Source organism: Oleiharenicola lentus, from assembly GCF_004118375.1.
Classification (GTDB): Bacteria; Verrucomicrobiota; Verrucomicrobiia; order Opitutales; family Opitutaceae; genus Lacunisphaera; species Lacunisphaera lenta.
In genome coordinates, this window is the sequence record NZ_SDHX01000001.1 from 216,398 (window position 1) to 243,038 (window position 26,641).

Genomic DNA, 26,641 nt, shown 5'->3' on the forward strand with positions numbered 1-26,641 from the left:
GACACTATTTTCCATTGGCAAGGGCGGCCCCGCGGCCTAACGCTCGGGCGCCTGTGAACAATCCGACGTCCACCGTTTCCGCCGACCCCATCCCCAACGTGCTCGCCGAGCGCTACGCCTCGCCGGCCATGCGCGAAATCTGGTCGGCCCACGGGCGCATCCTGCTGGAGCGCGACTTCTGGATCGCGGTGATGAAGGCCCAGCGCGACCTCGGTGTCGCCATCCCCGCGGAGGCCATCAAGGACTACGAGCGCGTGCGCGACGACGTGAGCCTCGACCGCATCAAGGAGCGCGAACGCGTCACCCTCCACGACGTGAAGGCCCGCCTCGAGGAGTTCTCCGACCTCGCCCAGCGCCAGTTCATCCACCTCGGCCTCACCAGCCGCGACCTCACGGAAAACGTCGAGCAGCTCCAGGTCGCCCGCGCGCTGAAGCTCGTGAACTTCAAGGCCGTCGCCGCGCTCAACCTCCTCGCGCGCCGCGCCGCGGAGTTCCGCGACGTCATGATCACGGGCCGCACGCACAACGTGCCCGCCCAACCCACCACGCTCGGCAAGCGCCTCGCCATGTTCGGCCAGGAAATGCTGCTCGCGCAGGCCCGGCTCGAGGATCTCATCGCCCGTTACCCGGTGCGCGGCCTCAAGGGCGCGGTCGGCACGCAGCTTGACCAGCTCACGCTCCTCGGCGGCGACACCGACAAGGTGGACCAGCTCGAGAGCCGCATCATCAAGCACCTTGGCTTCAAGGCGAAGTTCAACGCCGTCGGCCAGGTCTATCCGCGCTCGCTCGATTTCGACACCGTGAGCGCGCTGCACCAAGTTGGCGCCGCCGCCGCGAGCTGCGCCACCACGCTGCGCCTGATGGCCGGCGCGGGCCTGCTCACCGAGGGTTTCCAACAGGGCCAGGTCGGCTCCTCCGCGATGCCGCACAAGGTCAACGCCCGCAACTGCGAGCGCGTCTGCGGCTTTTCCACCATCCTCTCCGGCTACGTCACGATGACCGCCAACCTCGCCGGCCACCAGTGGAACGAGGGCGACGTCTCCTGCTCGGTCGTGCGCCGCGTGGCGCTGGCCGACGCCTGCTTCGCGATCGACGGCCTGTTTGAGACCTTCCTCACCGTGCTGCGCCAGATGGAAGCGTTCCCCGCCGCCATCGCCGCCGAGAACGAGCGCAACCTGCCCTTCCTCGCGACCACCACAATCCTGATGGAGGCCGTGAAAAACGGCGCCGGCCGCGAGACCGCGCACGAAGCAATCAAGGAGCACGCGCTCGCCGCCGCCAAGGCCCTGCGCACGGGTGGCGACGCCGATCTCCTCGCACGCCTCGCCGGCGACAAGCGCGTCGGCCTCGGCAAAAAGAAACTCACCGAGATCCTGCGCGAGAACGAGCGCTTCGTCGGCGCCGCCCCGCACCAGGTGGACGCCTTCGTTGCCACGGTCGAGCCGCTCGTGAAGAAGCACAAGGGCGCCGCTGACTACCAGCCGGGCAAGCTGCTGTAAGCCTGGGGTCAACGCGCTCCACCCGGGCAAACCTCTTTGGGCCCGCGCATTCGGACGAAAATATTTTCCGCCGGTTGCATGTAGGGGCGGCCCTTGGGCCGACCTCGCTTGCCAGGCCGCCGCAAGCAGCGTCCCTACGCCGTCCTGCGGATGTCGCCGACATGGAGTGGCGGCTAATTTCCCCGCGCCGGGAGATTTGATTTGCCACCCCCCGCGGCCGGGCCTTTTTTGACCATTCGCGTTCATTTTTATCCGAGCCCAGCTTTAAACCACACCATACCATGGCAGAAGAACTCACAGGTAACTGTCTTATCGGCCAGACCGGCGGCCCGACCGCCGTCATCAACGCCAGCGTCGCCGGCGTTGTCGCCGAGGCCCTCAATCATGAATGCATCGAGGAAGTCTATGGCGCGCTGAACGGCGTGCATGGTCTTCTGGGCGAAGACCTCGTGGACCTGGCCGCCGAGTCCCAGCAGGCCATGCGCGGCCTCCGCTACACCCCCGGCGCCGCCCTCGGTTCCTGCCGCGGCAAGCTGAAGAAGCCCGCCGACTTCGAGCGCGTGCTCGCCGTCTTCAAGGCGCACAACATCCGCTATTACTTCCACATCGGCGACGGCGAGTCCCAAGAGACCGCCGCCAAGCTCGCCGAGACCGCCGCCGCCGCCGGTTACGAGCTCCGCGTCATTGGCATCCCGAAGGCCGTCGAGAACGACCTCGCCGCCACCGACCACTGCCCCGGCTACGGCAGCGCCATCAAGTTCATCGGCGCCACCGTCAAGGAGCTGTCCCTCGACGCCGACGCCATCGGCCAGGGCGACCTCGTGACGATCATCGAGGTCATGGGCCGCAACACCGGCTGGCTCGCCGCCGGCGCCTCGCTCGCCAAGCGCCGCGACCATCCGAACGATCCCCCGCACCTCGTTTACCTCCCCGAGGTTCCTTTCGCCAACGACAAGTTCCTCGACGACGTCCGCCGCGTGCTCAAGCGCGAGAAACACTGCGTGGTCGTCGTGGGCGAGGGCCTCGTGGACAAGGACGGCAACTACGTCTCCGTCGAGACCAGCGCCAGCGATGCCGGCCATGCCCAGCTCGGCGGTGTCGGTGAGACGCTCAAGGACCTCGTCGAAGGCCAGCTTGGCGCGAAGGCCCGCGTGGCCCGCCTCGGCGTCGGTCAGCGCGCCGCCGCCCACCTCGCCTCCAAGGCCGATGCCGACGAGGCCTTCCTCGCCGGCCAGGCTGCGGTCAAGGCCGCCGTCAACGGCGAGTCCGGCAAGCTCGTCACACTCCTGCGCGGCGACGGCGACGCCTACACCTGCGAGACCGGACTCACCTCCCTCGCCGATGTGGTCGGCAACCTGAAGCGCCTGCCCAAGGAGTGGATCAACGAGGACGGCGTGAGCCTGAACTTCCAGTTCTTCCGCTACGCCACCCCGCTCATCCAGGGCGAGATCGCTGTGCCCTACGAGAACGGCCTGCCGGCCTACGCCAAGCTCGGCAAGGACAGCGTGGACAAGACGCTCCCGAGCTACGAGGGCTGAGCGCCGCGTCGAATACGCTGCCGATTTCGAGAGCCGGTCCCGCCAGGGGCCGGCTCTTGTGTTTCGGGTGGAGCCCGCGCTCCGACGCGGGCTGGTCCGGCTGGAGGGCGGATTTCCCAATCGGCCGCGGCCCAGCTGGAGCTGGGCCCTCCACAAAAGAGCGCCTCACCCCGCCTTCAACTCCACGCGCCGGATCTCGCCGACGATCACGAGGTAGCTGGCCACGGCCAGGGCGGCATGTGCGCTCACATAGACGAGCGCCCATTGGAATGATCCGGTGGCCGCGAGGATGTAGCCGATCACGATGGGGGTGATCGCGCCGGCGAGGTTGCCGAAGGTGTTGAACAGCCCGCCGCTCAGGCCGATGGCCTCGCGCGGGGCGACGTCGGACATCACCGCCCAGCCGAGCGCACCCACGCCCTTGCCGAAGAAGGCCAGGCTCATGAAGAAGATCACCGCCGCCGTGGAATTCACGTAGTTGCAGGCCACCATGCTCACCGAGAGCAACAGGCCGGTGACGATCGGAAGCTTGCGCGCGAAGCTGAGCGAGCAGCCGCGTTTCAGCAGCCGGTCGGAAATCCAGCCGCCAAGAATGCCGCCAACAAAACCGCAGAGCGCGGGCAGCACGGCGATGAAACCGACCTTGAGGATCGTCAGGCCGCGTTCCTTCACGAGGTAGATGGGGAACCAGGTCAGGAAAAACCAGGTAAGGACGTTGATGCAGTATTGGCCGATGAAAATGCCGACGAGCATGCGGTTGCCGAGCAGTTCCCAAATGAGGCCGGGCCGGGTCTGCGCTCCGGCGCTCTTCGCGCCGTCGAGATCCACGAGGCCGCCGCCCTTCCGAATGTGATCCACCTCGGCCGCATTGACCCGCGGATGGTCGCGCGGGCTGTGGATGATCCGCGGCCAGAGCAGACCGATCAACAATCCGAGCCCGCCCATGCTCCAGAATACCCACGGCCAGCCGAGGTGGTGCGTGAGCGCACCCATGAGCGGGTAGAACAACACCGTCGAGAAATACTGCGCGGAGTTGAAGATGGCCGAGGCGAGCCCGCGCTCCGCGGCCGGGAACCAGCAGGCCACAATGCGGCTGTTGGCCGGGAACGAGGGCGCTTCCGCCGCGCCCAGCAGGATGCGCAGGGTGAAGAGCGTCACCGCCGCCGTCATGCCGGCGCCGACCGCGCCGACGAAGCCCTGCAGAAAGGTGAAGAAGGACCACGTGAGAATGCTCCACTGGTAGACGCGCTTCGTGCCGAGCCGGTCGAGCAGCCAGCCGCCAGTAATCTGCAGCGCCACGTAGGTCCAGGAGAAGGCCGACAGCAGCCAGCCCAGCGCGACGGAGTCGAGCTGCAGATCCTTGCTCAGGGTCGGGCCGACAATCGAAAGTGTCGCCCGGTCGGCGTAGTTGACCGTCGTGACGATGAACAGAAACGCCACGATGCCGTAGCGGACCCGGGTGGGTGGGGGCATGGCACCGGGGGCGGAAGCGCTCATGCGGACAGTTGTGGCGTTACTGCGGGCCGAGCGCCTGGATCAACGCCGCGAGCTTGGCCGATTCCTCGGCGCTCAAATCCACCAGCGGCGGGCGCACGGGGCCGGCGTCGTGGCCGACGATTTTTGCGCCGGCCTTGATGATGCTCACGGCGTAGCCGGGCTTGCGGTTGCGGATCTCGAGGTAGGGCAGGAAGAACGTGTCGAGCAGCCGGCCCATCGTCGCGTGGTCGTCCGCCGCCACCGCGCGGTAAAAATCCATCGCCGTCTTCGGGATGAAATTAAACACGGCCGACGAATACACCGGCACGCCCAGCGCCTTGTAGGCCGCGGCATAGACCTCCGCGGTCGGCAGGCCGCCGAGGTAGGCGAAGCGGTCACCGAGCTTGCGGCGGATGGACACCATCAGCTCGATTTCGCCGATGCCGTCCTTGAAGCCGACGAGGTTCGGGCAGCGCTCGGCGAGTTTCGCGAGGGTGTCGGCCTGGAGGCGGCAGGCGCCGCGATTGTAGATGATCACGCCGAACTTCACGCTGCGGCACACGGCTTCGACATGGGCGGCGAGACCTTCCTGGCCGGCCTCGGTCAGATAATGGGGCAGCAGCAGCACGCCCTGCGCGCCGAGTTTCTCGGCTTCCTGCGCGTAGGCGATGGCCTGGCGCGTCGGGCCGCCGACTCCGGCGACGATCGGCACGCCGTCGCGGCAGGTGTCCACGGCCGTCTTCACGACCGCGCCATAATCGGCCGGCGTCAGGGAGAAAAATTCGCCCGTGCCGCCCGCGGCGAAGAGCACGGTGGCGCCGTAGGGCATCAGCCACTCGAGGCGCTGGCGGTAGGTGTCGGCGCGGAAATCGCCGGCGGCGTTGAAATCGGTGACCGGGAAGGAGAGCAGCCCGGACGACATGGTTCGCTTCAGCACTTCAGGAGTCATGGTGCGCGAGTGGGGTTGGCGGGGAACGTGCCGCCGGCAATCGGTCGAGGCAAGACCCGAGCGGGCAGGGCGGTTCATCGGTGAACTAGGACACACATTTTCGCCATGACTCGTGCGCGCGCCGGACTAGGTTGCAGGCCCATGAGCACCCCGTTGCCCTTCCCTGCTGTCGGCCGGTTGCCCGCCCCGGGCGACAATGTCGCCATCGCCATCCGGCGGCTCGAGGCCGGCACGGTGGTCCTGCTCGACTCCGGCGCGCGCACCCTCGCGCACACCGTGCTGGAGGGACACCGCTTCACCGTGCGCCCGGTCGCGGCTGGCGAGGCGTTGCTCTCCTGGGGTCTGCCGTTCGGGCACGCGCTCACCGCGATCCCGGCGGGCACCTACGTCTGCAACCAGTCCATTCTCGACTGGCTGGTGTTGCGCCGCGTGGAGCTGACGATTCCGACGCAGCCGAATTTCGCGGATCACCTCGTGCCCTTCGTGCTCGATGAGGCGGCTCTGCGTCCCGCGCCCCCCGTCGAACTTGTCCCGCAACCCCGCAACTTCGCCGGCTACCGCCGTCCCGGCCAACGCGGCGTCGGCACGCGCAACACCATTGTCATTCTCGGCACGACCTCGCGCACGGCGAGTTTCGCGCGGCAGCTGGCCGCCCGTCTGCAGGCGCTGGCGCGCGTGCATCCTTCCCTCGACGGCATCGTGGCGGTCGCGCACACCGAGGGCGGCGGTCCGGGCGAGCCCAACAACAGCGCGGAGATCCTGCGCGCGCTCGCCGGCTTCATGGTGCATCCGAATGTCGGCGCGGTGCTCGCGGTGGACTACGGTGTCGAGCCCGTGAACAACGCGCGGCTTCAGGCCTTCATGCGCGAGCGCGGCTACCCGCTGGCCGACGTGCCCCACGCGTTCCTCAGCATCACGCGCGGTCTCTCTGCTGCGCTCGCCGAGGGCGAGGCGCTCGTGCGCGGCTGGTTGCCCGCCGTCGCCGCCCAGCGCCGCACCGCCGAGCCGCTGGCGCACCTGCGCGTGGCGTTGCAATGCGGCGGCTCCGACGCCTTCTCCGGCGTCTCCGGCAACCCGCTCGCCGGCGCGATGGTGCACGAGCTGGTCCGCCACGGCGGCATCGGCGTGCTCTGCGAAACCGACGAGCTCGCCGGCGCCGAGTCCTACCTGATGAAGAACGTGCGCGACGCCGCCACCGCGCGCGCGTTGCTCGACCGGATTGCGCGTTTCAAGGAGCGCCTCGCGTGGCATGGCGTCACGCCCGAGAGCAATCCCTCCGCCGGCAACAAGCTGCGCGGCCTCTACAACATCACGCTCAAGTCGCTGGGCGCCGTCCACAAGAAGGACCCGCGCTCGCGCATCGACCATGTGATCGACTACGCCGACCCGCTCGGCGCGCCGGGCTTCTACTTCATGGACAGCCCGGGCAACGACCTCGAGGGCATCGCCGGCCAGGTCGGCGCGGGCTGCAACCTGTTCCTCTTCGTCACGGGCAACGGTTCGATCACGAACTTCCCCTTCGTTCCCACGCTCAAGCTCACCACGACCACGCGGCGGCACGAGCTGCTCGTGCACGAGATGGACATCAACGCCGGGCGCTACCTCGACGGTGAAAGCTTCGCGTCGCTCGCCGCGGAGTCGTTCGAACTCTTGATTGCGTCCGCCTCCGGCCAAAAGACGAAGGGTGAGCTCGCCGGACACTCGCAGGCCTCGCTCTGGCGCAACTGGCGACAGACCGACACCTCGCGCCTCGCCGAGATCCGCGCGCGGCCCGCACCGGACGGCAAGCCGCTGGTGGCGCGACTTGACCCCAAGGCGCGGGGGGATGGACGCAGCGGGGAAAAGCGCGCTGAGGTCAGCACGCTCCACCTCTATCCGAACGGCCCGCGCTTCGGCGCGGAGCGCGTCGGCCTCGTGATGCCGACCAGCATGTGTTCGGCGCAGATCGCGCGCCTGGCGGCCGACCGCATGAACGCCACGGGTCTCGCCGGCCGGCTCGGCCTCGACCGCTTTGTGGCGCTCGCGCACTCCGAGGGCTGCGGCTTTGGCGGCGAGACGATGTATCACCTGTTGCACCGCACCTACCGCGGCTACGCCACGCACCCCAACGTCGCCGCGGCGCTCCTGCTCGAACACGGCTGCGAAAAGGTGCCAAACGACGTTATGAAGCGCCAGTTCGAGTCGGCCAACCTCCCGCTCGACCGGTTCGGCTGGGCGAGCGTGCAGCTCGACGGCGGCATCGACAAGGCGCTCGGCCGCGTGGGCGCGTGGTTTGAGAGCGCCCTCGCTTCGCGGCCCGCCACGACGCGGGTGCCGGCCGGGCTCGGGGCGCTCACCGTCGGCGTGCTGTCAGCCGGTCCTCTCGGCCCGGCCGGCACCGCGGCGCTCGCCGGCGCGCTCGAGGAAATCCTCGCGGCCGGCGGCTCGGTGCTTATCCCCGAGGGCGACCGGCTGCTGGCGGATGAGCGTTTCCGCGGCGCCTTGCTCGGGCGCACCGCCCCGCACGCCACGCTCGCCTATGGGCAACCGCTCACCGACGCGGGCCTGCACGTCGTGCAAACCGACACCGACCACTGGACGGAAAACCTCGCCGGCCTGGGCGCCTGCGGGGTGCAGGTGTTCCTTGGCATCGTCGGAGACACTCCCCAGCAGGGCCACCCGCTGCTGCCGCTCTGGCAGCTGGCGGAGGCCGGCACACTGTCGCCCGGCGCGGCCGAGGATGTGGATCTCATGCTCGCCGGTGAAGCGGCGGACGCCGGCACCATCCTCGGGCTCGTGGCCGCCGCGGTTTCCGGCGAGCGTTCGCCCAAGGCCAATGCCGGCGGCTTCGTGGACTTCCAGCTGAGCCGCGGCTTGCTCGGGGTGACGACCTGAGACAAGACACTGTCCGACATGGATGCTGCCGCGATTCCGATCCTGATTGTTGACGACGATCCCACCACCGCGGCGATGCTGCGGGGTCTGGTGCGCAATCTCGGTGACGGGCTCTCGTGCGCGTCGACCTGCGTCACCACCGGGGCGGCGGCGCGGCGGGAGTTCGGCCGCGGCGGCTACGACCTCGTGCTGCTCGACTACCAGCTGCCCGACGAGGACGGTCTCACGCTGCTTGCGGCCCTGAACGCCCAGCCGGCGCGGCGGCGCCCGCCCGTGATCATGCTTACCGGCGCGGGCAGCGAGACGGTGGCGGTCGAGGCGATGAAGCTCGGCGCCAGCGACTACCTGATCAAGACCGCGTTGAACCACGCCACGCTGCGCCGCGCGATTTCCGCGGCGCTGGACCGGCGTCGGCTGGAGGAACGACTGGCCGAGTCCACCGACCTGCTCCGCCGGCAGCACGCGCAATTGGAAACCGACCTGGCCATGGCGCGCGTGGTGCAGCAGGCGTTGCTGCCGCAGGACTATCCGGTGTTCCCGCCCGGCGTCGCGGCGGACCAAAGCCGGCTCCGCTTCGCGCACCGCTGGATTCCCACGCACCAGGTGGCCGGGGATTTTTTTGCGGTCCTGCCGGTGTCGGCCACCGCGGCGGGCGTGTTCCTGTGCGATGTGATGGGCCACGGCGTGCGCGCCGCGCTCATCACGACCCACCTGCGCGGTCTCCTGCACGAGCACGAGGCGCAGGCCGGTGACCCCGGCGCCTTCCTCACCGCGCTCAACCGCCATCTGCAGGCGCTGTTGGAGCGCGTGGGCGAAACGGTTTTCGTGACGGCGGCCTACGCGGTGGTGGATGCGGCTTCGGGCGAACTGCTTTTCGCCAATGCCGGCCACCCCGCGCCGCTGCATCTGGAGCGCGGCGCCAGCCGGGTCTCACCGTGTCTTCAGCCCGATGGCCCGGGCCCGGCGCTCGGGCTGATACCGGATTTCACCTACGACACGGCGCGCCGGTCGTTCGCCGCGGGCGACGCCGTGCTGCTTTATACCGACGGGCTCTACGAGGCGGAAGACGCCACGGGCGAGCAGTTCGGCCAGAAACGCCTTGCGGCGGCCGTGACCGCTCGCCTGGGCCAGCAAATGGCCTGGCTGCTCGACGGTCTGTTGGCCGACGTGCAGGCCACGCGGCCACCCGGCGCCGGTCCGCTGCCGGATGACGTTTGTCTGGTGGCGGCGGAGCGGGTCGGTTGAACGGGGCTGGACCGCAAAAACCCGCGCTTGTCTTGCCGGGCGGTCGGGCTTTCAGTGCGCGTTTCATTCCACCCATGTCCCGCACCCTCCGCCTTCTTCTCACCGCCCCGATCATCCTCGCGCTCGCCGCCTGCGGCAAGCAGCCCGCAAAAGCCCCTGCGTCCGCCGCCCCCGCGGAATCCGCTGCGACGGCCAAGCTCGAGTCCGTGGACCAGCGCGCCAGCTACGGCATCGGCCACAACCTCGGCAGCAAACTGGGCCAGGACAAGGTGCTCCAGCTCGACAAGGAGGCGCTGAAGGCCGGCCTCAACGACGGTCTGGCCCAGACCGCCTCGCGCGTGTCGGAGGCCGACCTGGACGCGGCGTTCAACGCCCTGCAGGAGCGCGCCATGGCCGCCGCGACCGCCGCGGCCGAGAAGCAGCTGGCCGAGGGCAACGCCTACCTCGAGAAGAACAAGGCCCGGCCCGGCGTCACCGTCACGGCCTCCGGTCTCCAGTATGAGGTGATCAAGAGCGGCACCGGCGCGAAGCCGACCCCGACGAACACCGTGAAGGTCCACTACCACGGCACGCTCACCGACGGCACGGTCTTCGACAGCTCGGTCGAGCGCAACGAACCCATCGAGTTTGCCGTCACGGGCGTCATTCCGGGCTGGGTCGAGGCCCTGCAGCTGATGTCGGTCGGCGACAAGTGGAAGCTCACCATCCCCGCCAATCTCGCCTACGGCCCGCGCAGCACGGGCAAGATTCCCGGCAACTCCGTCCTGCTGTTCGAGGTCGAGCTGCTGGAAGTGAAGTAAGGGGTAACTTCGTAGCCGCGCCTGAATCCCGCGCCCGCGGGACGAAAGCGTGGCCCGGGGAAGCCACGTTGTCGCTGCGCGCCAACGCAGTTACGTGTTTTTTCCGCTCTACCCCGCCGCCCCGGCCATGATCTGGGCGACGGTGCCGGCCTGCTGGCCACTGAACTCGGTGCGCAGCCGGCCGCACTGGGCGTGGATCTCCTGCTCGAATTTCTGCAGGTTGAAACTGGGATAGACGCTCTCGCGGAGGATCGCCCACTCCGCGGTCTCCGCAATGGGCTTGAGCTGGTCCGCCGACGGATCGCCGGAGGCGCCGACCTGGTTGTGCCGGCAGAGGTCACGGGCGAGCGAAAGGATGGCGACGAGGTTGGCGTCCTCGGTGGCGGCGGCCGGATCGTCGATCCAGCGCATGACGTTGGCGAAGCGCCGCGACAGCCCGAAGCGGTCCGCGAAATGGGCGCCGAGCTGCTTGGTCGTGCAGCCGAGGAACAGCTTCTCCGCCTCGCGCAGCGGCAGGTGGTGCCGGCGGGCGTGCTCCATGATGGCGCGGAAGCCGCCGGGATGGATATGGGCCAGGAGCAGTTTGCCGATGTCGTAGAGCTGGCCGGCGGCGCGCGCGGCGGGTTCGATGCTGTGGAATTCCAGGTCGCGGCAGATGACCTGCGCGATACGGGCGACGCCGCGCTGATAGGTCCAGTAGCGCGGCCAGTTGAAGAAGGGCGGCAGGTCCATGACCCGCTCCTCGATGACCGCGAGGCTGCGCGCCTGCTGTTCCAACCGCTGCTCGCCGAGCTGGCCCACCGCGAGGCGGGCGTCCTCGATGCGGTCGAACTCTTCGGCGGGAGGATGCGCCTTGTTGGCGGCGATCAGCATCTGCGCCGACAGGCCCGGGTCGCGCGCGACCAGGTCCATCAGCGGGTTGATGCAGGACGGATGGCCGTTGGCGACCATCTGGAAGGAGGCGGCGGCGGAACTGATCACCGGGCAGCCGGGGAGCGCGTCGATGGCGCGCTGCAGGCGCTCGAGGTTTTGCACGGGACAGCGGCCCTCGGCCGGGGCGGCGAGCCAGGAATCCTGTTCGGTGGCCGTGAGGTTTCTGCCGGCCTCCTGGTTCGCGTCCGCGCTGAAGCCCGGGGCGAGGTCGCGCTCCGGGTCGCGCCGGCCGGCGAGCAGCAGCGAGCAGAATTCCAGGGTCTCGAGCGCGGCGGGCCACGCGGCCCAGCGGCCCTCCGTGGCGATGGTGGCCACATGCTGGAGGGATTCGACCAGGCACCAGGCCCCGGCGGTCTCGGCCTCCTCCTTCAGCGGATTGGTCAGTTCCGACACCTTGCGGACGTCGGTGGTCTCGGCGCACTTGCGAAGCGGTTCGCGCGCGCCGGCGAGGCCGGTTTCCAACTCGCCGAACATCCGGCGCAGGTCGGCGGGCGTGTAACCCATGAGCTGGCAAAAGGATTTCTCCGCCTCGAAGTGCCGGTCGCGCCAGGGATCGGCCACGGCCTTGTCCACCTCGGCGAAGATGTCGTCGTCATGGTAGGGCTTGATGAGGAAATTCTGGACGCGCAGCGCGATGGCCTGGCGCACCGCCTCGCGGTCGCCGTGCTCGGTGTAGAGCACCACCGGCAGGAGGCGGAGCAGGGGGTCGGCCTTGAGCTGCTTGATGAGGTCGAGCGCGCTGCCATCGGTCAGCTTCAGTTCCGTAAAGATGAGGTCCACGCCGGGGTTCTCGTGCAGGAACTTCCACGCCTGGCTGCCGTTGTCCACCGCCGCCAGCTTATGGTCGCCCCGGGCGAGGATGCCATGCATGGCCCGCCTCGCCGTCTCGCTGGGATCGATGAGTAAGATGCGAGCCATGGACGGGGATAACGCTGCGGCGGCCGCGAGGTGAAGGCGGAGGGGGTGCCGCGGGCGTTGCTGGTTGCATCGGTTTCAGCGCCGGGGGCTTGAGGTAAAAGAACAGGGAACGCGGGGTTAACCCACCGAAGCGACGGCTCGGAGCTTTCCCCAAATCCCGAAGGGCGAGGAGGTTTCGTCGCGGCTGAACCGGCCTTGAAGCCGGGCTGATTCCGTCGGGTTCCGGGGTTCCTCGGACGGGCAAGCCTTACCGTGGGCGGTCGACAGCCTCGTTCGCCGGGGGCCGGAGCCACGCGGCGTAGCGCTTCACGGCGTTGGCCGGCACGACGAATTTCCAGCCGGCGTCGTCGGGGCGCACGGCAAGCAGTGCCATCCGGTGTTTTCCCTCTGCGTCGAAGACCTGCACCGAAAGCTTGGTCTCGGTCGGCGTGGGATACTGGTTGAGCAGCGCCGCGCTGCCGAGGGGCACGTCCTTGGCGGCCAGGATCGCCACCAGCCGCTCGGGGGAGACAAATTCCTGCCGAAGGTTCGCGGGCAACCGGGCGAAGAGCGCCGTCGCCTCGTGGCGGGCTTCGGCGTCGAAAACCAACAGGCCGGTGAGGGTGTCGATGTCGCCGTTGGCTGCGGCCCACAGGGCGGTCTCGAGGCTGGCCTCGGGCGTCGTGCGGCCGGCATTCTGCCAGAGAGAAAAAGACAGGGCATTGCCCACGAGGCTGGGGCGGACGGATGCCGGCGCACGCTCGTCACGGGGTGCGGCGGATGCGGCGGCACGCTGGCGCAGTGCCGTGAGCTCCTCCCGCAGGCGCGCCACGGCCGCCCGCTCGGCGAGCAGGCGGTCGAGTTCCTCCGCGCGCACGCGGGCGGCGACCAGTTGCTGTTCCTGCAGCTCGGCCTGACGGCTCGCCTGCTGCCGGCTGAGAGCTGCGCGCTGCCGGGCGAGTTCGGCGCGGAGGGTTTCCGTCGTCCGCCGGTGCCAGCCGAGCACGGCCAGCAGGCCCGCGATCAGCAGGGCAATGACGACCAGGAAGCGGAGGTTCGCGCGCATGGACTCAGAACCAGTCGCTCGCCGAGGGCGCGTTGCCGCCGACGCTGAACTGCAGCACCTGGCTGACCCGCGTGTTGACCTGCCGGCCGCCCTTGCGACCGGGCTCGAACCGCCACTGCGTCACCGCTTCGAGCGCGGCCGTTTCAAAATCGTGGTGGGTGGACTTCTCGACCTTGGCCTCGCGCACCACGCCGGTCTTATCAATCACCAGAGACACGACCACGCTGCCCTCGATGCCGGCGGCGCGCAGCGCGGCGGGGTAGGCCGGTGATTTTCGCGTGAGCGCCTTGGGCGGGCTGTCGAGTTCCTTCATGGAAAGCGGGTCGCTGCCTGCGGCGGGGGCAGCGGGCCGGGCTTTGGGCTGGGCCGCGACCTGGAGTTGCTGCTGCAGGGCCACGGCCTCGTTGCGCAGGCGCACGAGCTCCTCGTCGGGGATCTCCAGGTTCGCGGCCGGGGGATCGAGTGGGGCCGCCGTGGAAACCGCCGGCGGGGCGGCGCGGGTGGCCTGAGATTCCATTTGGAGGGCCGCGATCTCGGCGCGCAGGTCGGCGTTGCTGGATTCCTGCACGGCGTAGATGCCGGCGCCGGTGGCGACGACGGCCCCGGCGAGGGTGAGTTGGAGTTTGGTGAGGCCCATAAAGACGAGGGTGGAGGTCACGCCGCCGGCGAGCGCGGTGCCGGTGACCGCGGCGGCAAGGCCGGCGGGCGCGGCGACGACGGCCTGGTTGGCGAGGACCAGGGAGAGGGCGGCGGCGGTGGAGCGAACGCCGCGGCGGGCGAGCAGACCACGGAGCTTGTCGAGCGCGCGGTCGGTGCGCATGCGCGCAGCGTGGTCGGAAAGGGCGAGCCGCGCGCCGACATTGGCGTAGTCGCGGCCCTCGAAATACCGGAGCAGGATCGCCTCGCGGTCCTGCTCGTTCAGCTCGGCGAGGGCTTCGTCGAGCACCGGGCGCACGCGCTCCCAGTCGAGCGAGTCGGTCGGGTCGGATGCTTGCATGAGTTCGGCCTCCAGTTCGCGGATGCGCCGGCGCGATGCGCCCCGCACGAGCTTGGCTGCGGCGAAGCGCGTGCTGGTGAAGAGCCAACCGGCGAGCACCGGCCGGCCGGCGAGCGTGGCCGCCTTGCGGGCGAGGTCGGTGAAGACGAGCTGCGTGACGTCCTCCGCGAGATGGGCGTCGCCGTTGACCTGCCGCAGCGCCGCGGAATACACGAGGTTGAGATGCCGGCGCACCAGCTCGGCGAAATCCGTTTGGGAGCGGGTCTCGGCGTAGGCACGGAGGAGGTCGGCGTCGTCCTTCATGGCGGTTTACCTATAGCACCCGCCGGCCGGGAAACCGCACAAAATAAATGCGCCGGGTTCGGACTTGGAGCGGCGACGCGGACGCGTAGCTTGGCCGCCATGAACGTGAGGTTCACGAGCATCGAGGAATTTAGCCCGGCCCGCACGGCGGAGCTGCTCACCCAGGCCTTCGCCGACTACTTCGTGAAGATTCCCTTCACCGAGACGGGGCTGCGGCAGATGGAGCTGTCCGACAGCGTGGACCTGGCCCGGAGTCCGGTGATGTGGCTCGACGGAAATCCGGTCGGCGCGGCGTTGATCGCGCGGCGGGGAGCGACGAGCCGGCTGGCCGGCATGGCGTTGGTGCCCGCAGCCCGCGGACGCGGCGCGGGCCGGGCGCTGATGGAGCAGCTGTTCACCGCGGCGCGGAACCGTGGCGACCAACGCCTGGTGCTCGAAGTGATCGAGCAGAACACCGCGGCCGTGAAACTCTACGAAGCCGTGGGCTTCGCGCGGATTCGCCGGTTGGTGGGTTTCGCCGGCTCCTCCCCGGCCGGACTCGCGGCCGAGCCCGCCCTGGTGGAGGCGGAGCTGCGCGAGGTGGCCGCCGCCGTGACGCGCCTGGACGACGAAGTTGGTTGGCCCTGGCAGATTTCGGGCCCGACGCTGGCGCAACTGGCAGCTCCGGCGAAAGGCTACACCCTCGATGGCGCGTGGGCCGTGGTGTTGAACCCCGCCGGACCGGTCGTCGGACTGCGCGCGCTCGCGGTGGACGGAAAGACGGACCGCGAACGCCGTGCGGTGCGGATCCTGCGGGCGCTGATGGCGCGGCACCCGGCGGTGACCGGCTGGCGCATGAGCGCGCTCTGGCCCGAGGAATGGGCGACATGGTTTACCGGCGCCGGCTTTGCCCGGCAGGAGCTCACGCAGTGGCAGATGGCGCGTGAGCTGTGAGCGCCCCGCCTAGCCCGCATATTTCACACCCAGAGGTGAGAAAGATGCGCCCTGTCGGGCCGACTTTGTCGGGGCTAACCGCGACGATGTCACTTTTGCCGAAGGCAAAACGGATATTTCTGATTCAACGTCTTTCCTTGGGGTGAAATATCCGGGCTAGCTGAACAGCTCGAAGGCGCGGCGCGCGCCTGTCAGGTTGCCCTGCAACAGGCAGCGGGCGAGGGTCTGGAGCGCGCGGCTCGGTCGGGGCTCGGTCGGAAACGGATGGCGGGAAACCGCCTCGGCGATGACGGGCGAGTCTTGCTGCATGCGTTCAAAGGCGGCGCGGGCGGCGGAAAGGTCGGCCTGCACGAGCGCGCGGTCGAGGGCGCGGATGTCGGCGTAGAGCCGGCGCGAAGTGCGGTACAGACCCGCGTCGTCGCGGCCGCTGCGGGCCGGGAGTTGGGGGGAAGTCTCGTCGAGCATGGAAAGGCGGGGTTTCGACGCCGACGGTCGGGGTCCCGGCGGCGTGCGTTTTCGATCGGGGTGAATCGCTTTCGCAACGACCAGCTTGCTGAGAACAGCGTTAGAATACTCCTCCCGCGTTGCCCGGTCTATAGGGAGTTGTTCACATTCGCTGAGGGGCAAATGGCCGGGATTGCCTCGGGACGGCCCGGGTGCGGAAATGTGGCATGCCAGATGCCGATCACCCCGTGCCGGAAGCAATGGTCACACTCGATGCCCTGGAAGCCCGCGTGCTGGGCTGCCTGATCGAGAAGGAGGCGACCACGCCGGATGTCTATCCGCTCTCGCTCAACGCGCTGGTGAACGCCTGCAACCAGAAGAACAACCGCGCGCCGGTGATGGAGCTGGGCGAGCGCGAGGTCGAGGGCGCGCTGGACCGGTTGCGGGGCAAGCGGCTCGTGACCGCGTTCAGCGGCGCGAACGCGCGGGCGATCAAATACAAGCACCGCTTCAGCGAGCGTTTCCCCGTGGAGCCGCTCGCGCAGGCGATGCTGGCCGAGCTGATGTTGCGCGGCCCGCAGACCACGGCGGGGCTGCGCGGAAATTGTGAACGCCTGGCCGCCGTGCCGGATCTGGCCGGCTGCGAGGCGCTGCTCGTGCACCTGACCGGCGGAGCGGAACCGCTGGTGCGCAAGCTGCCGCGTCAGAGCGGACAGAAGGAAGCGCGCTGGGTGCAGTTGTTGACCGGCGAACCGACGGCGGAAGATTTGGCCGGAGCCGAGGGCGCGCGCGAACCGCTCAAGGTGGCGGTGGCGATGACCTTGCCGCCGGAGGTGGAAACGCGCATCGCGGCGTTGGAGACGGAAGTTGCGACGTTGAAGACCGAACTGGCGCGGCTGAGGAAGGCGCTGGGTGAAACGGGCTGAACCACAGAGAAGGCAGGGAAAAGCACCAAGGAGCCAAGCAGCGAACTGGAGCATGCGAGCCAGATTGAAGCGCGACCAGCCGTGACCGAACTCGCGGACCAATTGTTGCGACAGTGTAGCAACAATCCGCTCACCGTAGCCGGCGCGTTGTTCGCGCAGAATGTCTTGGCGGATGCGTTGGCCGATTTCCCAATTCAGCGCGACCAAGGTGCTGTCCACTGTCCGCGCGACCTGTTCGCGGGCGGTGAGGATCAGGTGGCGCAGATCGGGCAGGAGGGTGCGAGGGCTGGCAGGAGCCGGGACCAGGGCGGCGGGGCGGGCGGGCTTGGGCATGGCGGGCAACGTGGAGATCGGCTGCGGACGGCAGCGGCGTTGGCCCGTGGCAGGGAGGCTGGTTTGGGGCGGAAGCCGAGGCAACGGCGGATTCAGTCGGAGGTGATATCCAAGGCGGCGATTTTTCCGGCCTTGAGCGTCAGGTGATACTGGAACGGGAAGGGGCTGCCCGGGAAGTCGCCGGAAACGTCGGCGGTCAGCACGGTTTTGCCGCCGCGCTCCTCGACGCCGGTCACGCTCAGCTGCGTGCGGTATTTGCGGGACGCCTCCTCGAACCAGGCCTGGATGGCGCGCCGGCCCGTGTGGGTCTGCTGCTCGTCGCGCACAACCGCATCGGCCGCAAAGCAGGCGATGAACGCGGCGCTGTTGTGGGCGTTCTTGGCGGCGACAAACGCGTCCAGTGGGGGTGGGAGTTTGAATTTCATGAGCTCAGTATGGCACAGGCGACTGACAGCCCTGTGTCAGGAGAGAGCCCGGAGGATGAGTTCAGGAGTTAGGGCGGGTTTAGCCCTAGGGCTGCAGCATGCTGGCCTCCGTCAGTCCTTGCTCCTGAAACAACGAACAACGGCCTGACCCCGTGCGGCCGCCCCCCTATCGGCTCTGACAGCGTTGTGTCAGGAGTTCGGCTTTCCGGGGTGACGTAGCGCTAATTGCCGTTGCGCCTTCGCCATACTACATCCAGCTTCCTGTCCGAAAAATTTGGGATGAGCACCCTGGAATTCAAACTCGCCGGCACGTTGGGTGGACGAGATATTTCGGCCACCAAGGGATTGCCATACAACAAATTCATCGAGTTCAGTCAGGACGTTGAAAAGTATCTGACAGGATCGGATTCGAAGTCGGTGCTCCGAAGCGTGGATGTGGAAATTCATGAGGGTTCGCTGAAACTCAGGATCGTCATTCCAGCCGGAATCCTTGCCTCGCTAATCAGTGATACTGAGAAGATTTCGACGACAAAATCGCTTGCCGATGTTGACCCTGTTCGGACGAAGATTGTCCAAAAATGGCAAGAACGTGCCCGCGTTGAGGGCACTCTGTCGTATGAGGTGGCAACTACAGACAGTAATCCAGCTGGGTTTGTAGTGAGCAGCGATACGATGTTTCTTCCTGATGAGCAGCCTCAGCTTATCGACGTCGAGCGGTATATCATTGGCGAGATAATCGAATGGGGTGGGCTGCAGAACGTGAATCTGCATTTGAGACAGAGAAATACGTCGAAGCCGATCGTGATCGCCGCCAAACCAGAACAAATCCGAGATGAGAAAGAAAACTTGGTCTACCATCGCGTGGTAGTGCACGTTCAGGCTAAGGAGAATCCGCGCACTGGAGAGCTTGACCAGTATCGATTATTGGACGTGCGCCCTTATGGACCGCAGGTTGATGAAGGAGCCCTAAAAGCTCTTTTCGCCAAAGGAGCCGCTGCATGGAAAGATGTTGGAGCCGCCGCAGATTGGGTAAAGAAATTGAGGAGTAACGAAAATGGCTGACGGCGTCCTCTTGGATACGAGCTTCCTGATCTCCTTTGTAGATTCAGGCCAACCGGATCACCCTGTCGCGGTCGAATATTTTCAGCATTTTGTCAGCGAAGGCGTCCCCATGTTTCTCTCGACGATTGTCGCGTCGGAATTCGGCCTCAAACAATCCCCAGCCGATTTATTGCAGCTTGGGGCATTTATCGTCCTTCCGTTCAACTTGGGGGATGCGATGGCAGCAGCAGAACTCGATTTTACCCGATTTAAGGGCTCTGCGCCACGGGTGGTGCTAAAAGATGATTTCAAAGTTCTGGGCCAAGCTGCCGCGAATGATGTTCAATACATTATAACTGGCGATAAAGGGCTTCATGCAATCTGCAGCGACCTCCGAAAAGAGAGGAAATTGCGAACGTGGTCGATTTGTATGTCCGATGGGTTTTCGCACTCTCACTTCGATGCCTCAAAGCAAACCACTTTCGAGGATCTAAAAAGCTGATAGCGGCGGCGATGGCGTTCTAAAGGAAATCGAAGCCTCGGCGTTCCATGTGAACCTAGAGGCGCGGCACCGTCAGGCCGCCGTCCACCATGACCACCTGACCTGTGGAGAAGGGGAAATCACCGCGGGCGAGCGCGGCCACCGCGCGACCGATGTCGTCGGGGAATCCCCATCTCGGCTGCACGTTGAGGCCGCCGGCGATGAGTTTGTCGTATTTCTCCGTCACGCCCGCAGTCATGTCGGTTTTGATGACACCGGGGCGGACTTCGTAAACGGGGATGCCGTCGGGGCCGAGGCGGGTGGCGAAGAGCTGGGACATCATGCTCAGGCCGGACTTGGCGATGCAGTATTCGCCGCGGTTGATCGAGACGACCGTGGCGGAGATCGAGGTGATGTTGATGATCGCGCCGCTGAAGGCCGGGTCGGCCTTCTTGGCGGCGACCATGTCGCGGGCGAAGGCCTGGGTGAGGAAGAACACGCCCCGCAGATTCGTGCCGACCACATAATCATACGACTCCTCCGTCGTCTCCAGGAGGTCGGCCCGAACTTTTGGTGCAACACCTGCGTTGTTGACCAAAAGGAAACCTGAGACCTGAGAGCTGAAACCTGAGGTCGAGTCGTCGCGAGCGAGCTCGCTCCCACAGAAAGACAAGGTGGCTTGGCGGATCGCGGCGCGGCCCTCGGCGCTGCCGACGTCGCCGCGGGCGTAGCCGACTTTCACGCCCATCGCGCGGAGCTTGGCGAGGGGCTCGGTGACGGCGGATTCCTCGCGGACGCCGTTGATGACGAGGTCCCATTTCTCGGCGGCGAGTTTCTCGGCGATGCCGAAACCGATGCCACGACTGCCTCCGGTTACTAGGGCTACTTTGGACATGTTGGGATGAATTTGAAGTTGGCGGGAATGAGAGCCGGGCGAGGGGGATGGCAGTCGAAGGAGCAGTAAGAATTAAGAAGGATGAAAACAAACCGTCTAACTCGGGTTTCCTAATTCTTCCTTCTTACTTCTTCCTTCCCACGCGCTCACTTGAGCGCGGGGACATCGAGCCAGCGGCGTTGGGCCCAGGAGTCGAGGGCGAGTTCGGCGAGCTGCACGCCCTTGGCGCCTTCGTGGAGGTTCCACGGGAAGGGGCTGTTGGTGACGACGTGCTTGAGGAAGAGCTCCCACTGGATCTTGAAGGCGTTGTCATAGACGCCCTGGTCGGGGACGCGGACCCAGCCGTCTTTGTATTTGATCGGGCTGTCGATGTCGGGATTCCAGACGCAGCGCGGGGTGGCGGCCATGGACTGGGCCTTGCAGTCGCGCAGGCCGGCGACGGCGGAGCCCTTGGTGCCGTCCACCTGGAGCGTGAGGAGGTCGTCGCGGTCCACGCGAACGTCCCACGAGGAGTTGAAGTGGCAGATGACGCCGTTCTTGAGCTCGAAGGTGGCGTAGGCGGAGTCGTCGGCGGTGCACTTGTAGGGTTTGCCGTTTTCATCCCAGCGCTGCGGGATGTGCGTGGCGCCGAGGCAGGTGAGGCTCTTGATGTCGCCGAAGAGGTTCTGGATGACATACTGCCAGTGGCAGACCATGTCCACGATGATGCCGCCGTCGTCCTCCTTGCGGTAGTTCCACGACGGGCGCTGGAGCTTCTCGTGCTCGCCGGTGAAGACCCAGTAGCCGAACTCGCCGCGCACGGAGAGGATCTGGCCGAAGAAGCCCTGGTCCATGAGCCACTTCAGCTTCACGAGGCCGGGGAGCCAGAGCTTGTCCTGCACGACGCCGTTCTTGAGGCCGGCGGCGGTGACCTCGTTGGCGAGGGCCATGGCCTCCTTGGAGGTGGTGGCGGTCGGCTTCTCGCAGTAGATGTGTTTCTTCGCGGCGATGGCCTTGCGGACGCCGGCGGGGCGCTGGCCGGTGAGGGTCGAGTCGAAGTAGATCTGGTTCTCGGGCTTGGCCAGCTCGGCGTCGAGGTTGGTCGAGACGCGCGAGACGCCGACGCGGGCGGCGAGGGCCTTGAGTTTTTCCTCGCTGCGGCCGACGAGAACCGGGTCGGGCATGATGACCTCGGAGTCGGAGAGCTTCACGCCGCCCTGGTCCATGATGGCCTTGATGGAGCGGATGAGGTGCTGGTTGGTGCCCATGCGTCCCGTGACGCCGTTCATGATGATGCCGATTTTGTGGGTTTTCATAAGGGAGGAAGGAGTTGGTGAGTTAGGAGTTGGTAATTAGGGAAGAGGCTTGGCCCACGGAATACACGGAACACACAGAAGGAGGCCTGCGATATTCGGAGCTTTGAGATGGTTGGGGTTTCTTTGGCGTTTGGAGGTTTGGCGTCTGGGATTTCTGCTTCTTGGAACTTGTTACTTGAAACTTGTTTCTTCGCGCACGTCGTCAGACGTGCTGCTGGTAGGCTTGGACAATTTTCTTGAGGTATTCGTCCTGATCCATCGCCCAGAGGCGCGTGGAGAAGACTTCGACTTCGTTAAAGCCCTTGAAGCCGGTGGCCTCGACCCAGGCGCGGATCTGTCGGAGGGGGATGCAGCCTTCGCCCATGAGGCCGCGGTCGTTGAGGAGATCGATGGTCGGCGTGCGCCAGTCGCAGACGTGATAGGCGAAGAGGGCGTTCAATTTGCCGCAGCGGGCAATCTCGGTCTCGAGCGCGGGGTCCCACCAGAGGTGGTAGACGTCGGCGGCGACGCCGACGAAGGGCGACTTGAGCTGCTCGACCATGTCGTTGGCCTGGCCGAGGGTGTTCACGGCGGAGCGACTGTCGGCATACATCGGGTGCAGCGGCTCGATGGCGAGCTTCACGCCGGCGGCCTGGCAGTCGGGCAGGAGGGCGGCGATGCCGTCGGTGATCTGCTTACGCGACTCGGTGAGCGGCTGGCCGGGGACGGCGCCGCAGACGAGCACGATGAGCGGAGCGCCAAGCGCGTGGGCCTCGGCGATGGCCTTGCGGTTGTCATCGAGCGCCTTCGCGCGGTCGGCGGCGGTGGCGGCGGGGAAGAATCCGCCGCGGCAGAGTGACACGATGGACAGGCCGTGGTCGCGGAGGAGTTGGCCGGTCTTGGCGATGTCGCGGCCGGCGAGGGTGTCGCGCCAGACGGTGATGCCCTTCACGCCCGCGGCGGCGAACTTCGCCGCGGACGTCTCGATCGCCCACGGCTTGGTGGTGATCGTGTGGATGCAGAGGCGCGAAAGATCGGGGAGTGGGGCGGAAGGATTCATGAAGGAAGGGAAAACACGAAGCAGCGAAGAAGCGAAGGGTCGGGCTTAGCTACTTGGCTGCTTCGTGTGAGATCGGTTTGGGCTCAGCCCTTCAAGCACCCGAAGAAGGTGTAGGCGGGCTTGTTCTCGATGAGGCGCTGGAGGGTGAGGGCGGCTTCGCGGATGTGGTAGTCGCCCCACATGCAGGCTTCGCCGCAGGGGACCTTCTGACCCGGCGGGATGTGGTCCCAGCCGTTAGGGCGGTGATAGACGGTGTGGAGGAGCAGGCCCTGATGCTGCGGGTCCACGCCGAGGTAGGCGTCACTGAGGAGCGTGCGCATCGTGGTGAGGCCGGCCTGCCAGTATTTTTTGCCGGCGGGCGTGTTCTCGCCGAGATAACGGCCGAGGCGGAGCAGGCCCTGCACGCCGATGGCGGCGGCGGAGCTGTCGACAGGCTCGTGGTCGTTGAAGATCTCGGCGTTGCGGGAACGCCAGTCGCCGAGTTTGTGCAGGTTCGGCGCGCCGCCGTCCCAATACGGGATGCCGTCGAGAGCGGTGTTGGCGATGAACCAGTCGCAGGTGGCCGTCGCGCCCTTGAGAAGAAGGGCCTCCCACTTGGCGCGTCCGCCGAGCGGCGCGAGCTCGGCGTCGGACACGGTCTTGAGGAACTCGAGTTCCTCGGCGAAGCCGATCATGGCCCACGCGAGACCGCGGGTCCAGGTGGTGAAACCGGAGAAGCCCTGCTGGGAGTTCGGGCAACGGAAGCGTCCGTCGTTGCGGTTGAACACTGCCTCGTGGGTCGTGCGGCCGCGCTCGGCGGGCACGTCGTAGCTGTCGCGGCCCTCGCCGTAGAAGATGGAGTATTTCGCCGTGGCCTCGATGTGCTGCAGGCCGCGGTCGAGGAGCGAGTGCGCGGCGTCGTTCTCGCCCATCAGGCGGTGGCCGAGCTTGTGCGCGACCATCAGGATGCGCACGGAGCGGATGGTATCGACGAAGAGGGAGTGCGGGCCGTTGAAGGAGTAGATGTAGCCGCCGCCGCCGTGGATGGTGGACCAGCGCGCGGCCTGCACGGCGCCGGAGGCCTTGAGCGCCATCTCACAGAACTCGATCTGGTTGGCGGGGAGCTTGCCCTCGCGCTGGAGGCGCAGCCAGTTGCCGTAGGTGGAGAGATTGTTGAAGCCGTGGTCGTGCACGCCGACGTGCGAGACGTGCGAGGCCATGCGGTCCACGGTGAGCTTCGCGGCCGCGTCGGCGAAGCGCTGCTCACCGGTGGCGTCGAACTGGAGGAAGCCCGAGCCGTAGCTGAAGCCCTCCGTCCATTCGGTCCAGCCGCGCGCGGTGTATTTGCCCGCGACGGTGAAGACGGGCGAGCCCTTGGCGGGATCGTAGGTGTTGAAGATCGAGTCGATCTTCTGGCCGGAGAGCGCCCAGAACTTCTGGAGCGCGGGCGTGAGGGCGGAAGCTTTCAGCTGGTCGTCAATTTTCATGGGGTAAAGGCAGGGTTAACCACTAATGACCACTAATGACTCGCTAATCAGGAGAAGACCCCCGAGGGATTGGAATTAGTGCTCATTAGTGTGGATTAGTGGTTCAAAAGGCTCGGGCTCAGTAGCGCTTATCCTTTCGGAGATGCAGGATCACGAAGTCGGAGTCGGCGAGGGTCTCGTAGGCGTGCTGTTGGATGGCGTCGAACTGGATGCTCTCGCCCGCCCCGAGCTCGACGGTTTCGTGCGGGAGGGTAACACGGATGCGGCCGGCCGTGACCCAGCAGACCTCGGTGTCGTCGTGGTGGATCTCGGGGCGGTTGACCTTGGCGCCGGCGGGCGCGGAGCCGAGGTGGGCCACGACGTTGGCGTATTTGACCTGGCGGAACTTGAAGTCGCCCGAGCGGTAGGCCTTCTCGGCCGTGCGGTGCACGAGCTCGGACTCGCAGAGCGCGAGGAGGTCGGTGGCGCTCAGGCCGAAGGCGCGGGCGAGGCGGTAAAGCGTGTCGAGCTCGGCCGACTGCTGGTTGCGCTCGAGTTTGGAGATGACGCCCACCGACACGCCCGAAGCCTCGGACAGGGCGGCGAGGGTCAACTCATGCTGCTCGCGCAAGGTGCGCAGCACGGAGAAGTCGAACTTGGGGGCAGCGGGGGGCACGTTTCTTTGTCGGACAAAAATAGGCGAATTATGTGCGTCAACGAAATAGTGTCCCTCGGAGGTGTAAAAACGACGGTTTGCCCGCGAATGGGCGCGAATAATTCCCGGGGTGCCGAATGTTCATAACACACCCCGCCCTTTGGGCACCCCTCTCAAGAGGGGAATTTTGGGAAGTATAGATCGGGTCCCCTCTGGAAAGGGGTGGCGCGGAGCGACGGGGTGTGGCGGGCACATCTCCCGATGTGCCGCGGCCCAGCTGGAGCTGGGCCCTCCACGCATCTGTGTAGGGTCGGTGCTTGCGCCGACCTCGGTCGTTAGGTCGGCCCAAGGGCCGACCCAACGGGTAAGATACGCCTCAGCAGTTGCCGGGCTGGCCGTAGTAGGCGCCGGGGCCGTGCTTGCGCTTGAAGTGCTTGTTCAGGAGCGCGGGTTCGATCGTCTTGAGCTTCGGCTCGAGCTGCAGCGACATCAGCGCCATGTGGGCGATGCACTCGACGGCGACGGCGACCTCCACGGCCTTGGCCACCGACTTGTTCCAGGTGAAGGGTGCGTGGCGGTTGACCAGCACGGCGGGGAAATCGAGGGGGTCGAGTTTTTTGAAGCGCTCGACGATCACATTGCCCGTTTCCCACTCGTAGGCGCCGCCGCCGATCTCCTGGGCGGTCATTTTGCGCGTGACGGGAATGTTGCCGAAGAAGTAGTCGGCGTGGGTCGTGCCGAAGATCGGGATCTCGCGGCCCGCCTGCGCGAAGGCCGTGGCGTGCGAGCTGTGCGTGTGCACGACGCCCCCGATGTCGGCGAAGGCGAGGAACAGCCGGCGGTGCGTGGGCGTGTCGGAGGAGGGGTTGAGCTTGCCCTCGACCTTGTTGCCCTCGAGGTCGATGAGGACCATGTCGGCGGGCTTGAGGTCGGCGTAGGCGACGCCGCTCGGCTTGATGGCGAAGATGCCCTTGGCGCGGTCGATGGCGCTGGCGTTGCCGAAGGTGAGGTTGATCAGGCCGTGCTTGGGCAGGGCGACGTTGGCTTCGTAGGCTTCGCGTTTGAGTTCGGTCAACATGGGAGAAAGGAAAACAAATCGTTATGAATTGAACACGAAGAAGCCAAGCAGCGAAGCGGGTGGGGCGGGACTTGGCTGCTTTGCTCCTTGGTGTGAGATCACGTCCGCTGCTTCAAGCGGTCGAGCATGACGGCGCCGAGGAGGATGACGCCGCGGGCGACGTATTGGTAGAAGGGCGGGATGTTCAGCAGGTTCATCGCGTTCTGCACGATGCCCATGATGAGCACTCCGGCGATGACCGCGCCGATGCGGGCCACGCCGCCGCTGAGCGAGACGCCGCCGAGCACACAGGCGGAGATGACCTCCAGTTCAAGGCCCTGCGAGGTGTTGGGTTGGCCGCTGGTCATGCGCGCGGCAAGCACGAGGCCGGCGAAGGCCGCGATGAGGCCCTGCAGGGTGAAGATGGTGATCTTGATGCGGGTGACGGCCACGCCGGCGAGGTGGGCGGCCTCCTTGTTGCCGCCGATCGCGAGGGCGTTGCGGCCGAAGGCGGTGAGGTTGAGCAGCACGCCGAACACCGTGAAGCAGGCGATGGTCAGCCACACCGGCACCGGCACGCCGAGCCAGGCGGTGTTGCCGAGGGCGAAGAAGGCGTCGGTCCGGATGCCGATCGCGCGGCCGTCGGAGGCAATGAAACCGAGCCCGCGCACAATCTGCATCGAGGCGAGCGTGGTGATGAGGGCGTTGATGCCCAGGCGGGCGACAAAGAGGCCGTTGGCGAAACCGGTGAGCGCGCCCGCCCCGAGCGCGGCGGCCACGCCGGCGGCGACGCTGCCGGTGCGGTTCATCACCGTGGCGCCGAGCACGCCGGCGAAGGCCACGACCGAGCCGACGGAGAGGTCGAAGTCACCGGCGGCGAGACAGAACATCATCGTGCAGGCCACCATGCCGATGGTCGCGACCGCGAGGGCGAGGCCGCGCAGGTTCACCACGGTCAGGAAATTGTCCACGAATAGCGCGCAGATCAGGAAGAGCACCGCGAGCACGACGAGCATGCCGGCGGAATCCCAAAGGCGGGCGAAGGGGGAGGGTTGGGAAATTTTGTTAGCGGACATTCTCAAATGAAATGAGCAG

Annotated in this window: 23 protein-coding genes and 1 pseudogene; 9 read left to right on the forward strand and 15 right to left on the reverse strand. The window is 66.7% G+C overall.

Annotation, left to right across the window (positions count from 1 at the left end; translation table 11 throughout):
• The first annotated feature begins 53 nt into the window (after positions 1 to 53).
• Together purB and ESB00_RS00975 are read left to right on the forward strand one after the other, a co-directional pair.
• Entirely contained in the window at positions 54 to 1,499 is a 1,446-nt protein-coding gene (gene purB, locus ESB00_RS00970; protein WP_129045867.1) for an adenylosuccinate lyase, read from the forward strand.
• Between the two features lie 281 nt (positions 1,500 to 1,780).
• Complete coding sequence (locus ESB00_RS00975; protein ID WP_129045868.1) at positions 1,781 to 3,037, forward strand: 6-phosphofructokinase; 1,257 nt, start codon at positions 1,781 to 1,783, stop codon at positions 3,035 to 3,037.
• A 165-nt stretch (positions 3,038 to 3,202) separates the two neighbouring features.
• Here ESB00_RS00975 and ESB00_RS00980 read toward each other — a convergent pair whose 3' ends face one another.
• Both ESB00_RS00980 and kdgD read right to left on the reverse strand, forming a co-directional pair.
• Entirely contained in the window at positions 3,203 to 4,534 is a 1,332-nt protein-coding gene (locus tag ESB00_RS00980; RefSeq protein WP_164975968.1) for an MFS transporter, read from the reverse strand.
• Between the two features lie 16 nt (positions 4,535 to 4,550).
• Positions 4,551 to 5,462: a 5-dehydro-4-deoxyglucarate dehydratase gene (gene kdgD, locus ESB00_RS00985; RefSeq protein ID WP_129045869.1), complete on the reverse strand. Its 912-nt coding sequence runs from the start codon at positions 5,460 to 5,462 to the stop codon at positions 4,551 to 4,553.
• 141 nt (positions 5,463 to 5,603) lie between these two features.
• On the opposite strand from kdgD, the gene ESB00_RS00990 reads away from it, so the two are divergent.
• The 3 genes from ESB00_RS00990 to bamJ all read left to right on the forward strand — a co-directional run bounded on the left by ESB00_RS00990 (position 5,604) and on the right by bamJ (position 10,381).
• Positions 5,604 to 8,336 carry a UxaA family hydrolase gene (locus ESB00_RS00990; RefSeq protein WP_129045870.1) on the forward strand — a complete coding sequence of 911 codons (2,733 nt, stop codon included), beginning with the start codon at positions 5,604 to 5,606 and terminating at the stop codon, positions 8,334 to 8,336.
• A gap of 18 nt (positions 8,337 to 8,354) precedes the next feature.
• A complete protein-coding gene (locus ESB00_RS00995) occupies positions 8,355 to 9,581 on the forward strand; it encodes a SpoIIE family protein phosphatase (RefSeq protein ID WP_129045871.1) in 1,227 nt (408 codons plus the stop codon).
• Positions 9,582 to 9,655: 74 nt separating this feature from the next.
• Complete coding sequence (bamJ, locus tag ESB00_RS01000) at positions 9,656 to 10,381, forward strand: BamJ family beta-barrel-assembly machinery protein (RefSeq protein ID WP_129045872.1); 726 nt, start codon at positions 9,656 to 9,658, stop codon at positions 10,379 to 10,381.
• Positions 10,382 to 10,489: 108 nt separating this feature from the next.
• On the opposite strand, the gene ESB00_RS01005 is transcribed toward bamJ, so the two are convergent.
• From ESB00_RS01005 to ESB00_RS01015, 3 genes are all read right to left on the reverse strand, one after another.
• On the reverse strand, positions 10,490 to 12,232 hold the full coding sequence (locus ESB00_RS01005) for an HDOD domain-containing protein (protein WP_129045873.1): 1,743 nt from the start codon (positions 12,230 to 12,232) through the stop codon (positions 10,490 to 10,492).
• A 247-nt stretch (positions 12,233 to 12,479) separates the two neighbouring features.
• Positions 12,480 to 13,277 carry a hypothetical protein gene (locus ESB00_RS01010; protein WP_129045874.1) on the reverse strand — a complete coding sequence of 266 codons (798 nt, stop codon included), beginning with the start codon at positions 13,275 to 13,277 and terminating at the stop codon, positions 12,480 to 12,482.
• Between the two features lie 4 nt (positions 13,278 to 13,281).
• Positions 13,282 to 14,577 (reverse strand): TonB family protein, encoded by a 1,296-nt coding sequence (locus ESB00_RS01015; RefSeq protein WP_129045875.1) that lies wholly within the window; start codon positions 14,575 to 14,577, stop codon positions 13,282 to 13,284.
• Between the two features lie 99 nt (positions 14,578 to 14,676).
• Between ESB00_RS01015 and ESB00_RS01020 the strand changes: the two genes are divergently transcribed.
• A complete protein-coding gene (locus ESB00_RS01020) occupies positions 14,677 to 15,510 on the forward strand; it encodes a GNAT family N-acetyltransferase (protein ID WP_164975969.1) in 834 nt (277 codons plus the stop codon).
• A gap of 156 nt (positions 15,511 to 15,666) precedes the next feature.
• On the opposite strand, the gene ESB00_RS01025 is transcribed toward ESB00_RS01020, so the two are convergent.
• Entirely contained in the window at positions 15,667 to 15,975 is a 309-nt protein-coding gene (locus tag ESB00_RS01025) for a hypothetical protein (RefSeq protein WP_129045877.1), read from the reverse strand.
• A gap of 206 nt (positions 15,976 to 16,181) precedes the next feature.
• On the opposite strand from ESB00_RS01025, the gene ESB00_RS01030 reads away from it, so the two are divergent.
• Positions 16,182 to 16,880, forward strand: coding sequence for a YceH family protein (locus tag ESB00_RS01030; RefSeq protein ID WP_129045878.1), 699 nt, complete (start codon positions 16,182 to 16,184; stop codon positions 16,878 to 16,880).
• A 48-nt stretch (positions 16,881 to 16,928) separates the two neighbouring features.
• Here the strand turns inward: ESB00_RS01030 and ESB00_RS20215 are convergent.
• Positions 16,929 to 17,213, reverse strand: a pseudogene (locus tag ESB00_RS20215) (DUF1016 N-terminal domain-containing protein); the annotation flags it as partial.
• 92 nt (positions 17,214 to 17,305) lie between these two features.
• The gene (locus ESB00_RS01040; RefSeq protein WP_129045879.1) at positions 17,306 to 17,638 is read right to left on the reverse strand and encodes a nuclear transport factor 2 family protein; all 333 of its coding nucleotides are present in this window, start codon (positions 17,636 to 17,638) and stop codon (positions 17,306 to 17,308) included.
• Positions 17,639 to 17,917: 279 nt separating this feature from the next.
• Between ESB00_RS01040 and ESB00_RS01045 the strand changes: the two genes are divergently transcribed.
• Entirely contained in the window at positions 17,918 to 18,700 is a 783-nt protein-coding gene (locus ESB00_RS01045) for a hypothetical protein (RefSeq protein WP_129045880.1), read from the forward strand.
• Complete coding sequence (locus ESB00_RS01050) at positions 18,693 to 19,181, forward strand: type II toxin-antitoxin system VapC family toxin (RefSeq protein ID WP_129045881.1); 489 nt, start codon at positions 18,693 to 18,695, stop codon at positions 19,179 to 19,181. Before ESB00_RS01045 ends, ESB00_RS01050 begins: the two co-directional genes overlap by 8 nt.
• Positions 19,182 to 19,236: 55 nt before the next feature.
• On the opposite strand, the gene ESB00_RS01055 is transcribed toward ESB00_RS01050, so the two are convergent.
• The 7 genes from ESB00_RS01055 to araH form a co-directional block, all read right to left on the reverse strand.
• Positions 19,237 to 20,055, reverse strand: a complete 819-nt coding sequence (locus tag ESB00_RS01055; RefSeq protein WP_129045882.1) for a 3-ketoacyl-ACP reductase — start codon at positions 20,053 to 20,055, stop codon at positions 19,237 to 19,239.
• A gap of 146 nt (positions 20,056 to 20,201) precedes the next feature.
• Positions 20,202 to 21,350, reverse strand: coding sequence for a Gfo/Idh/MocA family protein (locus ESB00_RS01060; protein WP_129045883.1), 1,149 nt, complete (start codon positions 21,348 to 21,350; stop codon positions 20,202 to 20,204).
• Positions 21,351 to 21,552: 202 nt separating this feature from the next.
• The gene (locus tag ESB00_RS01065; protein WP_129045884.1) at positions 21,553 to 22,389 is read right to left on the reverse strand and encodes a sugar phosphate isomerase/epimerase family protein; all 837 of its coding nucleotides are present in this window, start codon (positions 22,387 to 22,389) and stop codon (positions 21,553 to 21,555) included.
• 83 nt (positions 22,390 to 22,472) lie between these two features.
• Positions 22,473 to 23,855 (reverse strand): glycosyl hydrolase, encoded by a 1,383-nt coding sequence (locus ESB00_RS01070; protein WP_129045885.1) that lies wholly within the window; start codon positions 23,853 to 23,855, stop codon positions 22,473 to 22,475.
• Positions 23,856 to 23,973: 118 nt separating this feature from the next.
• Complete coding sequence (locus ESB00_RS01075) at positions 23,974 to 24,510, reverse strand: helix-turn-helix domain-containing protein (protein ID WP_129045886.1); 537 nt, start codon at positions 24,508 to 24,510, stop codon at positions 23,974 to 23,976.
• Between the two features lie 355 nt (positions 24,511 to 24,865).
• Positions 24,866 to 25,567, reverse strand: a complete 702-nt coding sequence (gene araD, locus ESB00_RS01080) for an L-ribulose-5-phosphate 4-epimerase AraD (RefSeq protein ID WP_129045887.1) — start codon at positions 25,565 to 25,567, stop codon at positions 24,866 to 24,868.
• Positions 25,568 to 25,665: 98 nt separating this feature from the next.
• Positions 25,666 to 26,622 (reverse strand): L-arabinose ABC transporter permease AraH, encoded by a 957-nt coding sequence (gene araH / locus ESB00_RS01085; RefSeq protein WP_129045888.1) that lies wholly within the window; start codon positions 26,620 to 26,622, stop codon positions 25,666 to 25,668.
• Between the last annotated feature and the right edge of the window lie 19 nt (positions 26,623 to 26,641).

What these genes read in the sequence shown, in the direction of transcription:
- kdgD (WP_129045869.1), bottom strand. Translation starts at nt 5,462, where the DNA reads ATGACTCCTGAAGTGCTGAAGCGAACCATGTCGTCCGGGCTGCTCTCC.
- ESB00_RS01045 (WP_129045880.1), top strand. Translation starts at nt 17,918, where the DNA reads ATGAGCACCCTGGAATTCAAACTCGCCGGCACGTTGGGTGGACGAGAT.
- bamJ (WP_129045872.1), top strand. Translation starts at nt 9,656, where the DNA reads ATGTCCCGCACCCTCCGCCTTCTTCTCACCGCCCCGATCATCCTCGCG.
- ESB00_RS01020 (WP_164975969.1), top strand. Translation starts at nt 14,677, where the DNA reads ATGAACGTGAGGTTCACGAGCATCGAGGAATTTAGCCCGGCCCGCACG.
- ESB00_RS01015 (WP_129045875.1), bottom strand. Translation starts at nt 14,577, where the DNA reads ATGAAGGACGACGCCGACCTCCTCCGTGCCTACGCCGAGACCCGCTCC.
- araH (WP_129045888.1), bottom strand. Translation starts at nt 26,622, where the DNA reads ATGTCCGCTAACAAAATTTCCCAACCCTCCCCCTTCGCCCGCCTTTGG.
- ESB00_RS01060 (WP_129045883.1), bottom strand. Translation starts at nt 21,350, where the DNA reads ATGAAAACCCACAAAATCGGCATCATCATGAACGGCGTCACGGGACGC.
- ESB00_RS01055 (WP_129045882.1), bottom strand. Translation starts at nt 20,055, where the DNA reads ATGTCCAAAGTAGCCCTAGTAACCGGAGGCAGTCGTGGCATCGGTTTC.
- ESB00_RS01025 (WP_129045877.1), bottom strand. Translation starts at nt 15,975, where the DNA reads ATGCTCGACGAGACTTCCCCCCAACTCCCGGCCCGCAGCGGCCGCGAC.
- ESB00_RS00980 (WP_164975968.1), bottom strand. Translation starts at nt 4,534, where the DNA reads ATGAGCGCTTCCGCCCCCGGTGCCATGCCCCCACCCACCCGGGTCCGC.
- araD (WP_129045887.1), bottom strand. Translation starts at nt 25,567, where the DNA reads ATGTTGACCGAACTCAAACGCGAAGCCTACGAAGCCAACGTCGCCCTG.
- ESB00_RS01030 (WP_129045878.1), top strand. Translation starts at nt 16,182, where the DNA reads ATGCCAGATGCCGATCACCCCGTGCCGGAAGCAATGGTCACACTCGAT.
- ESB00_RS01010 (WP_129045874.1), bottom strand. Translation starts at nt 13,277, where the DNA reads ATGCGCGCGAACCTCCGCTTCCTGGTCGTCATTGCCCTGCTGATCGCG.
- ESB00_RS01005 (WP_129045873.1), bottom strand. Translation starts at nt 12,232, where the DNA reads ATGGCTCGCATCTTACTCATCGATCCCAGCGAGACGGCGAGGCGGGCC.
- ESB00_RS01050 (WP_129045881.1), top strand. Translation starts at nt 18,693, where the DNA reads ATGGCTGACGGCGTCCTCTTGGATACGAGCTTCCTGATCTCCTTTGTA.
- ESB00_RS01065 (WP_129045884.1), bottom strand. Translation starts at nt 22,389, where the DNA reads ATGAATCCTTCCGCCCCACTCCCCGATCTTTCGCGCCTCTGCATCCAC.
- ESB00_RS00990 (WP_129045870.1), top strand. Translation starts at nt 5,604, where the DNA reads ATGAGCACCCCGTTGCCCTTCCCTGCTGTCGGCCGGTTGCCCGCCCCG.
- ESB00_RS01040 (WP_129045879.1), bottom strand. Translation starts at nt 17,638, where the DNA reads ATGAAATTCAAACTCCCACCCCCACTGGACGCGTTTGTCGCCGCCAAG.
- ESB00_RS01070 (WP_129045885.1), bottom strand. Translation starts at nt 23,855, where the DNA reads ATGAAAATTGACGACCAGCTGAAAGCTTCCGCCCTCACGCCCGCGCTC.
- ESB00_RS00995 (WP_129045871.1), top strand. Translation starts at nt 8,355, where the DNA reads ATGGATGCTGCCGCGATTCCGATCCTGATTGTTGACGACGATCCCACC.
- ESB00_RS00975 (WP_129045868.1), top strand. Translation starts at nt 1,781, where the DNA reads ATGGCAGAAGAACTCACAGGTAACTGTCTTATCGGCCAGACCGGCGGC.